Origin of the sequence: Elstera cyanobacteriorum (genome assembly GCF_002251735.1) — a bacterium.
Lineage (GTDB): Bacteria > Pseudomonadota > Alphaproteobacteria > Elsterales > Elsteraceae > Elstera > Elstera cyanobacteriorum.
Genome location: NZ_NOXS01000032.1, coordinates 420,405 through 432,619 on the forward strand (window position 1 = coordinate 420,405; position 12,215 = coordinate 432,619).

Genomic DNA, 12,215 nt, shown 5'->3' on the forward strand with positions numbered 1-12,215 from the left:
CGTTACGGAGCCTCGGCAAGAACGGTGGCGCGGGCGGCGGCGGGACGCCAGCTATGATAACGCGGGCTTTCCGGCCCAACGGGCAGATCGACGGGGCGATTGTCGGCATCAGACTGATAAATCGCCGTCACCAGTTCCAATGCCCGGCGGGCATCCATCAGTGTGATGGGAAGCTTGCCGGTCACAAGCCCCGGGGCGTAGTCGGCGAACAGGCCATCAAAGCGCGTCGGCACATGCTGCCAGCCCTTCAAGGCATCGTCGATCTGTGCCTGCACCTCGGCAGTGGCAGCGATGATCTGCCAGGGGTCATCGCCCGGACGGTACGGCTCCAGACCGCTTTCGAAGGTAACATTCTCAAAGCACAGCCGCAGGCGGGAGATTTGGCGCGTGGACCCCAGGGTCGCCGATAGCGAGGCAAAGGCGCCGCTTTTAAGCTTCAAGCTGGCCGAAACGCAATCTTCGACCTCGATCTCATTCACGCGGGTGGCGGCGCGGGCGAATATCTGCTCCACATCGCCCATCAGGTACATCAGCATATCGTGGTTATGGATAGCATGGGTGACGAGGACGCCCCCCAGCTCCGTTTCCCATTTGCCGCGCCACGGGACCGCGTAATAGTCCGCCGTGCGCCACCAGGAGGTTTCGACCGTCCCCAGATAGGGTTTCCCGGCGATACCAAGATCGATAATGCGTTTGGCGCGCTGCACGCCATTCCCGTAGCGATATTGGAAGATCGGCAGGATCGTCCGGCCGTAAGTCTTTTCCGCTTCGATCAGCGCATCGACCTCCGCCAAGGAACCGACCAGCGGCTTTTCGCAGACCACATGCTTTCCGGCCTTCAGGGCCGCCAGCGTCTGGTCGAAATGCAGTCCCGGCGGGGTGCAGACATCGATGATATCGACATCGGGCATCGCCAGCACATCGGCGAAACTATCGGTCTGGTGCGGCACATTGAATTCCGCCGCCACCGCCGACCGGCGCCCGGCGTCGAGATCACACACCGTGACCACCTTGAACTTGTCCGGGTGGCGGGAATAGCCCTCGAAAATATGCGTCCGCCCGATGCCGAGGCCGACGACGGCGACGTTCCAAATCTTGCTCATCGCGCGGCTCCTTCAGCAGCGGCCTGGGCGCGCAGGGCGAGTTCCATCGCCTTGAAGGTGCGCGCCTGCGGCATAGCGGTTTCGGTGCGGTTGCGGATATCGTTCAGAAGCTGACCGCCATAGGGCAGGTGTTGGTGAGTGCAGTCGATGCGCTTCACGCCCTTCTGATCGACCAAAAACAGATGATCGGTTTCCGGCTGACCGCCGATATCGACATATTTGCGCAGCTCGATATAGCCCTCGGTGCCGAGAATGGTCAGGCGCCCGTCGCCCCAGGTCGGCAGCCCGTCCGGGGTAAACCAATCGACGCGGATATAGCCAGTGCAGCCGGGGGCCTTCAGGATCGTCTCGCCAAAATCCTGCAAGCCGGGCGTGGCGGGATGGCCGAGGTTGGCGACGGTCGCGCCGACCACTTCGGCATCTTCCGCCCCCGTGAAGAACAGGAACTGTTCGAACTGATGCGCGGCGATATCGGTCAGAATGCCGCCGTAGCGCGCCCGGTCGAAGAACCAATCGGGGCGCTTATTATGGCCTAGCCGGTGTGGGCCGAAGCCCGCCGTATGGATAACCCGGCCAATGGCGCCGTCGGCGATCAGCTCGCCCGCCTTCACCGTGCAGCGGGTTTCGATATGTTCAGAATAATAGACGGCATAGATGCGCCCGGTTTCGGCCTGGACCTTCTTCACCTCGGCAAGCTGATCGAGCGAGACCATGCCCGGCTTATCGAACAACACATCCTTACCGTGGCGCATGGCGGCGATAGCATCCGCCGCCCGCTGATCGGGGATACCCGCCCCGGTTACCAGGGCGATGCTGGTATCCTCCAAAATCTCCCGGACGTCGGCAACGCGGCGGGCCTGCGGGAAGCGGGCGCCATAGGCGGCGGCGAGATCGTCCTTATCCGAATAGAAGCTGACGAACTCAGCCCCCGCTCGGATCAACATATCGGTCTGGCCATAAATGTGATTATGATCGAGACCGATGGCGGCAAAGCGGATTGGTTCCATTTTATCCTCATGCACCCGGGATGCGGCGTTACCGCTTCATACCGGTCGTAGCAACGCCTTCGATTAGAAGCCGTTGGAAAAGAACGAAGAAGACCAGGATCGGCACCAGCGCGACGGAGGACATGGCGAACAAGCCGCTCCAGTCAGACCGCCCGGTGGAGTCAACGAAGTTCCGCAGGCCAAGCTGCACCGTGTACGACCCCATGTCGTTCAGGTAAATCAGCGGCGCGAAGAAGTCATCCCAGGTCCAGATGAAGGTGAAGACGGAGGCCGTGGCCAGCGCAGGCAGCGAAAGCGGCAGGATGATTTTGTAATAGATGCGCCAGGGGCTGCACCCATCCATCATCGCAGCTTCGTCGAGTTCGCGCGGAATCCCCCGGAAAAACTGCACCAGAAGGAAGATAAAAAAAGCATCCGCCGCCAGAAACTTCGGCACGATCAGCGGCAGATTTGTATTCACCCAATCAAGATTGAGGAACAACACATACTGCGGGATCAACGTGACATGATAGGGCAACATCATGGTTCCCAGCATCAGCGCGAACCAAAAGTTCTTACCGCGAAACTGTAGGCGGGCGAAGGCAAAAGCTGCCAATGAGCAGGAGATGACATTGCCGATCACAGATAGGACGGAGATGACCATCGAGTTCCAGAAAAAGACCCCGAAGCTAACATCCAACCCCCGCCAGCCGCGCACATAGGCATCGAAATTCAAAGCGGTCGGCCAGATCGACGCGCTAGTGAAAATCTCCTCCTCCGGCTTAAAGGAACTGGCAAACATCCAGAGCAACGGGTAGAGCATCACCAGCGACGCGGCCAGCAACGCGCCATGTACGGCAAAGCTAGCGGGCAGACTGCGGTTGGGTTTAGTCGTCATAATGCACCCAATAGCGCGAGCTGAGGAAGGAAAAGGCGGTGAAAAACGCGATAATGACCAACAAAATCCAGGCAAGCGCAGAAGCATATCCCATGCGAAAATACGCAAAGGCTTCTTGATACAAGTACAGTGTATAGAATAGAGTACTGTCGATCGGACCACCAGTCCCTTCAGAGATAATATAGGCCGGGGTAAATGCCTTGAAGGCATCAATTGTCTTCACTACGGCATTGAAGAAGATCACCGGGGTCAGCATTGGCAAGGTTATACGAAAGAACTGGCGAACCTTGCTGGCCCCATCGATCTGGGCTGCCTCGTAAATATCCTGCGGAATCTGTCGCAAGCCCGCGAGGAAGATGATCATCGGTGACCCAAACTGCCAAACGCTCAAAACAACCAGCGTGTAAAGCGTATAGTCGGGGTCGGAAATCCAGCTTGGTCCCTGGACACCGAAGAGCAAAAAGACAACCTGATTGACTAACCCATTCCCGGCAAACAATTGGCGCCACAGAACCGCAATCGCAACGCTTGCCCCCAACAGGGAGGGGAGATAGAAAACCGCGCGATAAAGGGGTAATCCCGCAATCCCCTTGTTCAGCAACATGGCAACGGCTAAGGCGAGAGCTAGTTTTAACGGTACAGAGAGCGCCACATAGACGAAGGTCACATACAGCGACGCGACGAACTTGGGATCGTCGGTCGCGATCCGCACGTAGTTCGCCGCCCCTACCCAGCGCGGGTCGCGCAGCAAATCGAATTCGGTGAACGACAGATAGAGCGACCCTAGGGCCGGAACTAACGTCAGTCCCAAGAAACCGAGGAGCCACGGCAGTAGAAACAGGTAGCCAGGAAGGTTGCGGCGCAAGCTGCGAACCCACCTGGCCCCGCCCACTGCAACAGAGGGAGAGGCCAGTGTGGTCATGCTTTTACCCCCGCGCCAGAATACGAGATGCTTCGGAAACGAACAGCTTCGCCCCATCGGCAACTTTCAGACGGTCAAACCCGATTTGTTCGTTAACCCGACGTAACAGAACTTGGATTTCACCAGCGCCACCCGGCGGGGTCTGCGGGAGCGGGCCGACGCGACTATTCATAGCGGCAATATAATCCGCCATTGCACGCCCCAGATCGTCCAGCGACTCGGCGATCCCCTTCAAGACCGGCGCCGAAGCTGGCACACCGCGTTCAACGCCAAGGATTTTTCCGGCAGTAACATCGTTAACGAAGAAGTTGAGAACGCGCACCGCTTCATCAACTTCTTTCGTGCGGGCGGACAAGCTGAACAGCATCGATGGCTTAATATACTGACCAGGCTTCGCACCCGGGCCGCCAGTGGGGTAGCTCGTCATCGCAAGCTTGCTCTTATTCAGCGACTGAAAGGCGACAAGCTGATTAGAATGGGCAAAACCAATTGCTGCCTTCCCAAGGGTCAGCATATTGTTTTCGACGTTTTGCTTATCCAATGCCTGGAGTTCGGGCGTTACACAGCCGCCGGAGGCACGCATATCTGCCCAATAGGCGAACCATTCTTCAATATCTTTTTCGCCGAAACCAAGTTTATTGTCCGGCGTGTAAAGTTCTTGCCCGCGCGTCCGCAGCCATCCTTCGAAGATCGGCTCCAATCCACCGCCATCTTGAGAACCGAAATAGCCGGGACGTTTGGCAGCCTTGGTAAACTCAGCCATTAATTTGGCAAAAGCTTTCCAATCGGTATCAAGGTTAGGCGGCGGCAGACCAACGGCAGCAAAGGCATCTTTATCATAGATGGTAGAGGACGTATTGCCCCCTAAACTGATGCCGTAGATCTTACCATCAACCTTGCCACTATCCACTACCGATGGCGGAAAATCTTTTAGATCCAAACCTTTACCAACATGCGGATCCAGCGGTAACAGCGCTCCCCGGCGAGCATATTCAGCGATGTAGCGGTAATCCATCTGGATCACGTCTGGCGCGTTACGCCCCGCCGTTTGGGTGGCAAGGCGCGGCCAGTAGTCGCCCCAGGCCAGGGTCTCCCCGTCGATGGCCACGCCGGTGTAGGTATTCTGATAGAGTTTGTTGACCTGAAGAGTGCGGTCCGCCCGCTCCTTCGACCCCCACCAATACATGCGCAAGCGGCGTTCCTGCGCGAAAGCCGAGGCCGGTAGACCGAGCGCGGCCAGACCGGCGAGGCCTGCCCCCGCCTTCAATACCGACCGCCGGTTCATCTGAGGCTGCTTCATGACGTTTCCTCCATCCCTGAGGGTTGCTTTTGCAGACCTAGCGATGGGAAGATGGCAGACCGGCCTTCCGAATTCGGCATATCTGTCGGACAAATTTTCCGATAGTGAGCCGCGTATCGGGATTGTACCGGCGTTCCACTCCTCCCTCGGTGTGGCCTTGGTGGGTTTTTCCCGCCAAGTGGTTATCGGCGCCTGCCATTTATAACCAGTTGGTTACAAGCTAGATCGAGTTTAGGATCACTGTCAAGCGCCCTGCTGCGCGTTTTTGTCCCACGGAAGCGGAATTGGATGGTCTCCCATGACAAAAATTGAAAAAAACATCGAGATCGACGCGAATTTTCCGAATTACCGACTGAAAATCGCTGAGGATTCTCCAGCCCGGGATAAAGCAATTCGTGATCCAGAAAGAACATCGGCAGCAATTCTAGCCGCTGCAACGCGCGAGTTTGCCGAAAATGGCTATGGTGGCGCCCGAATTAATGAGATTGCCGCGCGGGCTGACGTCAATAAACGGATGCTATACCATTATTATGGCGGAAAAGACGCCCTTTACCTTGCTGTCCTAGAGTCGACCTATGTCGGCATCCGCAGCGCCGAAGTCAATCTGCACCTAACCGACCGCGATCCGGTCGATGCTATTCGCGAACTTGCCCGCTTCACCTGGCAGTATTTTCTCGATCACCCAGAGTTTCTGTCGATTATCAGTACAGAAAACCTGCTAAAGGCAAAGTTTCTAAAACAATGCCCAGGGATTACAGAAAAACACTCGCCGCTGATTGCAACCATTACCGAAGTTCTAGAGCGCGGTCATCGCGCCGGGCACTTCCGCGCCGGGGCCGATGCGGTGCAAATCTATCTGAGCATCGCCGCACTCGGGTATTATTATCTTTCAAATCACTACACGACTTCGATCATTTTTAATCGCGACATGGTGAAACCGGAAGAACTGCAGCGCTGGGGAACCCATATCGCCGATATGATTGTTTCGTCTTTGCGCCCCTGACCGCCTAAAAAATTTCGCGATCCCTCTTGACCGGTCTGACAAATCGTGACTGTCTAGTAACCATCTGGTTATAACGGCGGCCTGATCAAAGGACCGCGCTTTCCTAGGGGGAAACAACGATGGCGACGATCCGTCTCGGGATCATCATGCACGGCATCACCGGGCGCATGGGCTATAATCAACATTTGGTGCGCTCCATCGTGGCGATCCGCGATCAAGGCGGCGTGTTGCTGGCGAACGGCGATCGGGTGATGCCCGATCCGATCCTGGTCGGGCGCAATGCCGATAAGATCACCGAAATCGCCAAGCGCCACGGCATTACCCGCACCAGCACCGATCTAGCCGCCGCCCTCGCCAATCCCGACGATACCCTGTTCTTCGACGCGGGATCGACGCAGATGCGCGCCGGGCTGCTGACCCAGGCAATTGAAGCGGGCAAGCACATCTATTGCGAAAAGCCGATTTCGGAAGATGTCGACACGGCCCTCGCCCTTGCACGGCTCGCCAAGGCCAAGGGCGCCAAGAACGGCGTGGTACAGGATAAGCTGTATCTGCCGGGCCTGCGCAAAATCAAAATGCTGCGCGACAGCGGCTTCTTCGGCAAAATCCTCTCCGTGCGCGGCGAGTTTGGCTATTGGGTCTTCGAAGGCGATTGGCAAGCCGCCCAGCGTCCAAGCTGGAATTACCGCAAGAATGACGGCGGCGGCATTATCCTCGATATGCTCTGCCATTGGCGCTATGTGCTGGACAATCTGTTCGGCGAAGTAAAAGCCGTCTCCTGTCTAGGCGCGACCCATATCCCCAGCCGGGTGGATGAGCGCGGCCAAACCTATGCCGCCGATGCCGACGATGCTGCCTATGCCACCTTCGAGCTTGAGGGCGGCGTGATCGCGCAAATCAACTCATCCTGGACCGTGCGGGTTCGCCGCGACGATCTGGTGACCTTCCAAGTGGACGGCACCCACGGGTCGGCTGTCGCGGGCCTGACCAAATGCTGGACCCAGCATCGCGTCAACACCCCCCGCCCCGTCTGGAACCCCGATCAACCGCAGACCATGAACTTCTTCAATCAATGGGAAGAAGTGCCGGACAATCAGGTCTACGACAATGGCTTCAAAGCCCAGTGGGAAGACTTCATCCGCCATCTGGTGACGGACTCGCCCTGGAAGTTCGACCTGATGCAAGGCGTGAAGGGGGTTCAGCTTGCCGAGCTTGGTCTTAAGAGCTGGCAGGAACGCCGCTGGCTCGACGTTCCGGCGCTGGACGCGTAACCATGACGACGCTCACCCTGCCAACCCCGGGGGGGCGCCTCGCCCCCTACACTCTCCAGAACGCGCCGCTGCCGCGCCCGGCCAGCGCACCGACCTTCAACCGTATTGCTTATGCCGCCGCCCATGTGGTGGTCAATCCGCTGGCCGAAAACAGCCCCTGGCTCGATGCCTCGGTCGATTGGGACACGACCATCGCCTTCCGCGAGTATTTGTGGGATCTCGGTTTTGGCGTTGCGGAAGCGATGGATACCGCCCAGCGCGGCATGGGGCTTGATTGGGCGGGCGCGCAGGAGTTGATCCGCCGCTCGCTGACCGCCGCCAAGCCCCGCAATGGCTTGGTCGCCTGCGGGGCGGGGACCGATCATCTCGCGCCGGAAAACGCCAAAAGCCTCGACGATGTGATCCGCGCCTACGAGGAGCAGTTCGCCTTTATCGAAGGGCTTGGCGGGCGCATCATCCTGATGGCCAGCCGGGCGCTCGCCCGCATCGCGACGGGGCCGGATGATTACCGTAAGGTCTATGATCGGCTGCTGACCCAGGTGAAAGAGCCGGTGATCATCCATTGGCTCGGCGATATGTTCGATCCGGCCCTCAAGGGCTATTGGGGCTCAACCGACGATTACGCGGCGATGGACACCTGCCTATCGGTGCTGGAAGCCCATGCCGGGAAGATCGACGGCATCAAGATTTCCCTGCTGTCGAAAGAAAAAGAAATCGCCATGCGCCGCCGCCTGCCGAAGGGTGTGCGCATGTATACGGGCGATGATTTCAATTACGCCGAACTGATCGCCGGAGATGAACAGGGCTATTCCGATGCGCTGCTCGGCATCTTCGACGCTATCGCCCCCGCCGCCTCGGCGGGTCTCTCGGCGCTGGCGGGCGGGAACCTGAAAGAGTTCAACGCGATTCTAGAGCCGACAGTGCCGTTGAGCCGCCATATCTTCCAGGCTCCGACGCGCTTTTATAAGACCGGCGTGGTCTTCCTCGCCTATCTCAACGGCTTGCAGGATCACTTCCTGATGCTGGGCGGACAGCAGAGCGCGCGGTCGGTGCAGCATTTCGCCGAACTTTTCCGTTTGGCCGATACGGCGCGGGTTCTGCGCGATCATGAGCTTGCAGCGGAGCGGATGCGCCGGGTGCTTGCCGTCGCCGGGGTGGTTTGACCATGCCGGACAGTGCCTCCCGCCTCAGCCTGATCGAAGCCGATCTCTTCGAACGCCCGACCCACTTCCGCCTGCCGTTCCGCTTTGGCGCGGTGACGGTAACGGAAGCGCCGCAAGCCTTCGTCCGCACGCGCATCCGCCTTGCCGATGGCACGGAAGCCGTGGGCCAGGCCGCCGAATTGATGGTGCCGAAATGGTTCGACAAGAACCCGGCGCTGTCGAACGCGGATAATTTCAATCAGCTCCGCCAGTCGCTGCGCATCGCGCGGGATCATCTGCTGGCCGCCGGAAAACAGACCGCCTTCGGCTTGAGTGCCACGGTGGAACTGGCCCATCATGCCGCCTGCGCCAAGGCGGGCCTCGGCGGGCTGATCGCCTCCTTCGGCCTTGCCTTGCTGGACCGAGCAATCCTGGATGCGCTGTGCAAGGCGCATGGGATGACCGCCACCGCCGCCCTGCAAATAAACCTCCCCGGCCTTGATGCGCGCACGACGCCAGACCTGCTGGGCTTTGACCTAACCGGCTTCCTCGCCGCCCGCACGCCTGCCGCCAGTATCGGGATGCGCCACACGGTCGGCATGATTGATGCGATTACGGAGGCCGAGAAACCGGCCGACGGGCCGCAGGACGGGTTGCCGAACAGTCTCGAAGGCGCCATCGCCGCCTATGGCCACCGCTACTTCAAGATCAAGCTCTCCGGCAAAGCGGACGCGGACCTTGACCGGCTGGTGCGCATTGCAGCGCTGCTCGACACGCTGCCCGAGTACCATCTAACGCTCGACGGCAATGAACAATTCCCCGATGCGGAGGCCGTCATCGCGCTGTGGGACAAGATCGAGGCGGAGCCGCGCCTTGCACGCTTTCGGCAGGCGATCCTGTTTCTCGAACAGCCCATCGCCCGCGCCCAGGCCCTCGCCGCGCCGATCCACCCGCTCGCCCAGCGGGTTTCGGTGGAGATCGACGAGTCGGATGGGGAGATGGGGGCCTTCGCCACGGCCAAAACCCTGGGCTATACCGGCATTTCGTCCAAAAGCTGTAAAGGCTTCTACCGCGCTGTGCTGAACCGCGCGCGCGTTCAGCAATGGGGGCGTGGCTTCTTTATGTCCGCCGAGGATCTGACCACGCAAGGCGGGATTGCCGTACAGCAAGACTTGCTGCTCGCCGCCCTGATCGGGGCAGAGCATGTGGAGCGCAACGGCCATCATTATGTCGATGGCATGAGCGGCGCGAGCTCTACCGAACAAGCCGCCTATCTGGCCCACCACCCCGATCTGTATACCGCCACAGCGGACGGCCGCGCCCGCATAGCCATCCACAATGGGGCCGTGTCGCTGGCCTCGGTGCTCGCAGCGCCCGGTCTTGGGGTTGCTGTTGAGGCCGATTGGGCCGCCCTGTCGCCGTTGGCCGGTTGAAGGAGAGAGCCATGTCGCTCGAAGGATTATCAATCAACCTCGCCACCGTCCGCCAGCAATGGGGGCTGAAGGACGCCGTGGAGGCTTGCCTTAAACTCGGCATCAACGCCGTCGCCCCCTGGCGCGATCAGGTGGAAAAGCAGGGGTTGGCCGAATCGGCCCGCATCATCAAAGACAATGGCGTGCGCGTTACCGGCCTGTGCCGGGGCGGCATGTTCCCCGCCGCAACACCAGAGGGGTTGCACGCCGCCATCGACGATAATAAGCGTGCGGTTGATGAAGCAGCGGCGCTGGGGGCGGACTGCCTCGTCCTCGTCGTCGGCGGGCTGCCCGTAGGCTCAAAGGATATTGTCGGCGCCCGGCAGATGGTTGCAGACGGCATTGCCGCTACCCTGCCCCACGCCCGCGCCTGCGGCATTCCGCTGGCGATTGAACCCTTGCACCCAATGTATGCGGCCGACCGCGCCTGCGTGAACACCCTCGGCCAAGCGCTCGACCTCTGCGATGCGCTGGGGGACGGTATCGGCGTCGCCATCGACGTCTATCACGTTTGGTGGGATCCCGACCTTGCGACGCAGATCGCCCGCGCTGGGCGCAACCGCCAGATTTTGGCACATCATATCTGCGACTGGCTGGTGCCGACCAAAGACCTGCTGCTGGATCGCGGCATGATGGGCGACGGGGTTATCGACCTGCCGGGCATCCGCCGCCAGATCGAAGCCGCCGGGTTCCTCGGCCCGCAGGAGGTCGAGATTTTCTCCGCCGAAAACTGGTGGAAGCGTGACGGGATGGAGGTTCTGCAAACCTGTATCGACCGTTTCCGCACCGTGTGTTGAGGAGCACCTAAAAATGACCCAAGCGAGCGGAAAACGCCGCGTCGCCCTGATCGGCACCGGCAACCGCGGTACGAAAACCTGGGGTAAGGAACTGCTGGACGCTTTCGGCGATCAGATCGAGATCGTCGGCATCTGCGATCATAACCCCATCCGCCGCGCCTATGCGGCCGACTTTATCGGCAGCGGCGCGCCGCTGTTCGACGATCTCACCAGCATGCTGGCCGCCGTGAAGCCCGATACCGTGATTGTCTGCACGCGCGACTGCGACCACGACCGGCACGCCATCGAAGCGATGGAAGCCGGGGCTGATGTAATCGTGGAAAAGCCGATGGCGACCACAGCGGAAAAATGCGCCCGCATTTTGGAAGCGCAAAAGCGCACCGGGCGGCGGGTGGATGTCGGTTTCAACTATCGCCACGCCCCCACATCAACCCGGATTAAACAGGAACTGCTCTCCGGCAAGATTGGCGAGGTCGTGTCGGTCGATTTCCATTGGTATCTCGATACCAAGCACGGCGCCGACTACTTCCGCCGCTGGCACGCGAACCGCGAGAACTCCGGCTCGCTGTTTGTGCATAAGGCCACCCATCATTTCGACCTGCTAAACTGGTATCTCGCCTCGGCCCCGCAAGAGGTCTTCGCCCGCGCCAGCCTGCGCAATTACGGTAAGAACGGCGTGCAGCGCGGCACCAATTGCGCCACATGCCCCGGCAAGTCGGACTGCGCCTTCCCGCTGGACGTGGCCGCCGATCCGTGGCTAAACGGTCTCTATGGCACGGCCCATAGCGCCGACGGCTACCACCGCGACCAATGCGTCTTCCGGCCCGAGATCGATATTCCCGATACGATGACCGCCGATATTCTGTATGAAAACGGCGTGCAGGTGGCTTACTCGCTCAACACCTTCATGCCCATCGAAGGCTATCACCTGGCTTTCAACGGCACCAAAGGCCGCATTGAAATCCGCCAATATGAGGATCAGCCCTGGGACGAACCGGATGTCGATACCATCCTCGTCATCCAGAACAACCGCAGTGTTGAAAAACTAAAGCTACCCTTCACCCGTGGCGGCCATTTCGGCGGCGATGTCCGGCTGCAACGCATGATCGTGGAGCGCGACTTGCCGGACCCCTACGCCCAACGCGCCGACGCCCGTGCGGGTGCTCTCTCCGTCTTCTGCGGCGTCGCAGCGCTGAAAAGCGCCGATAGTGGCGTTTCGGTGAAACTCGCCGATCTGCCGGGGTGGGATTTGGTAAGGGGCTAAAGCGTCATCCCCCAAATAAGAAAAGGCCGGGACGATCCCGGCCTTTTCCAGTAACGA

The 12,215-nt window shown here is 59.8% G+C and carries 11 protein-coding genes; 6 read left to right on the plus strand and 5 right to left on the minus strand.

The genetic code is table 11. The annotated features are described in order from the left end of the window. Positions 1-2 precede the first annotated feature (2 nt). The 5 genes from CHR90_RS11220 to CHR90_RS11240 are packed head-to-tail and all read right to left on the minus strand — an operon-like array spanning position 3 to position 5,209. Complete coding sequence (locus CHR90_RS11220) at positions 3-1,103, minus strand: Gfo/Idh/MocA family protein (protein ID WP_094409080.1); 1,101 nt, start codon at positions 1,101-1,103, stop codon at positions 3-5. Then, positions 1,100-2,110, minus strand: a complete 1,011-nt coding sequence (locus tag CHR90_RS11225) for a Gfo/Idh/MocA family protein (RefSeq protein ID WP_094409081.1) — start codon at positions 2,108-2,110, stop codon at positions 1,100-1,102. Before CHR90_RS11225 ends, CHR90_RS11220 begins: the two co-directional genes overlap by 4 nt. A 28-nt stretch (positions 2,111-2,138) precedes the next feature. After that, the gene (locus CHR90_RS11230; protein WP_094409082.1) at positions 2,139-2,987 is read right to left on the minus strand and encodes a carbohydrate ABC transporter permease; all 849 of its coding nucleotides are present in this window, start codon (positions 2,985-2,987) and stop codon (positions 2,139-2,141) included. Continuing rightward, positions 2,977-3,909 carry a carbohydrate ABC transporter permease gene (locus tag CHR90_RS11235; protein WP_094409083.1) on the minus strand — a complete coding sequence of 311 codons (933 nt, stop codon included), beginning with the start codon at positions 3,907-3,909 and terminating at the stop codon, positions 2,977-2,979. The genes CHR90_RS11230 and CHR90_RS11235 overlap by 11 nt, the downstream gene beginning before the upstream one ends. Before the next feature lie 4 nt (positions 3,910-3,913). Then, on the minus strand, positions 3,914-5,209 hold the full coding sequence (locus CHR90_RS11240; RefSeq protein ID WP_094409084.1) for an ABC transporter substrate-binding protein: 1,296 nt from the start codon (positions 5,207-5,209) through the stop codon (positions 3,914-3,916). A 298-nt stretch (positions 5,210-5,507) separates the two neighbouring features. On the opposite strand from CHR90_RS11240, the gene CHR90_RS11245 reads away from it, so the two are divergent. The 6 genes from CHR90_RS11245 to CHR90_RS11270 all read left to right on the plus strand — a co-directional run bounded on the left by CHR90_RS11245 (position 5,508) and on the right by CHR90_RS11270 (position 12,158). Further along, positions 5,508-6,212 carry a TetR/AcrR family transcriptional regulator gene (locus CHR90_RS11245; protein ID WP_094409085.1) on the plus strand — a complete coding sequence of 235 codons (705 nt, stop codon included), beginning with the start codon at positions 5,508-5,510 and terminating at the stop codon, positions 6,210-6,212. A 119-nt stretch (positions 6,213-6,331) separates the two neighbouring features. After that, positions 6,332-7,483 carry a Gfo/Idh/MocA family protein gene (locus tag CHR90_RS11250; RefSeq protein WP_170941375.1) on the plus strand — a complete coding sequence of 384 codons (1,152 nt, stop codon included), beginning with the start codon at positions 6,332-6,334 and terminating at the stop codon, positions 7,481-7,483. Between the two features lie 2 nt (positions 7,484-7,485). Next, entirely contained in the window at positions 7,486-8,646 is a 1,161-nt protein-coding gene (locus tag CHR90_RS11255; protein ID WP_094409086.1) for a dihydrodipicolinate synthase family protein, read from the plus strand. 2 nt (positions 8,647-8,648) lie between these two features. After that, the gene (locus CHR90_RS11260; RefSeq protein WP_094409087.1) at positions 8,649-10,058 is read left to right on the plus strand and encodes an enolase-like domain-containing protein; all 1,410 of its coding nucleotides are present in this window, start codon (positions 8,649-8,651) and stop codon (positions 10,056-10,058) included. A gap of 11 nt (positions 10,059-10,069) precedes the next feature. Further along, positions 10,070-10,894 carry a sugar phosphate isomerase/epimerase family protein gene (locus tag CHR90_RS11265; RefSeq protein WP_094409088.1) on the plus strand — a complete coding sequence of 275 codons (825 nt, stop codon included), beginning with the start codon at positions 10,070-10,072 and terminating at the stop codon, positions 10,892-10,894. Positions 10,895-10,907: 13 nt separating this feature from the next. Further along, complete coding sequence (locus CHR90_RS11270; RefSeq protein WP_094409089.1) at positions 10,908-12,158, plus strand: Gfo/Idh/MocA family protein; 1,251 nt, start codon at positions 10,908-10,910, stop codon at positions 12,156-12,158. The last annotated feature ends 57 nt before the right edge of the window (positions 12,159-12,215 follow it).